This window comes from Kineococcus vitellinus, from assembly GCF_009906315.1.
In the GTDB taxonomy this organism is placed as follows: Bacteria; Actinomycetota; Actinomycetes; order Actinomycetales; family Kineococcaceae; genus Kineococcus; species Kineococcus vitellinus.
In genome coordinates this window covers 1-465 of the sequence record NZ_JAAALL010000660.1, presented here as the reverse complement: position 1 = coordinate 465, position 465 = coordinate 1, and the positions used below count along the sequence as shown (strand labels likewise).

Genomic DNA, 465 nt, shown 5'->3' with positions numbered 1-465 from the left:
CTCGACGACCTCCTCGCGCAGGCGCACGTCGTCTCCCTGCACGTCCCGCTCACCGAGGAGACCCACCACCTGCTCGGCGCCGCGCAGCTGGCCCGGATGCGCCCGGACGCGGTGGTGGTGAACACCAGCCGCGGCGCGGTGCTCGACACCACCGCGCTGGCCGACGCGCTGGGCGCGGGCCGGTTGCACGGAGCCGGCCTGGACGTCTTCGAGGAGGAGCCGCTGCCGCCCGGGCACCCGCTCACCCGCCTCGACACCGCCGTCCTGACCCCGCACCTGGCCTGGTACTCGGAGGAGTCCTACGGGGAGCTGAAGCGCCGCGCCGTGCAGAACGTCGTCGACGTCTGCAGGGGCGGGCGGCCCGCGGACGTGCTCAACCCCGAGGTGCTGGACGCGGCCGCGGAGGGGGTCCGGTGAGTGCCGCCCCCACGGCCGCGTCCAGCACCTCGGGGTTGAGCACGTCCG

At 75.7% G+C, this 465-nt stretch carries 1 protein-coding gene; it reads left to right on the top strand.

Annotated elements, in window-relative coordinates:
- The coding region (locus GTQ99_RS23980; RefSeq protein ID WP_276612510.1) for an NAD(P)-dependent oxidoreductase at positions 1-417 on the top strand (417 nt) is incomplete at its 5' end.
- Positions 418-465 lie beyond the last annotated feature (48 nt).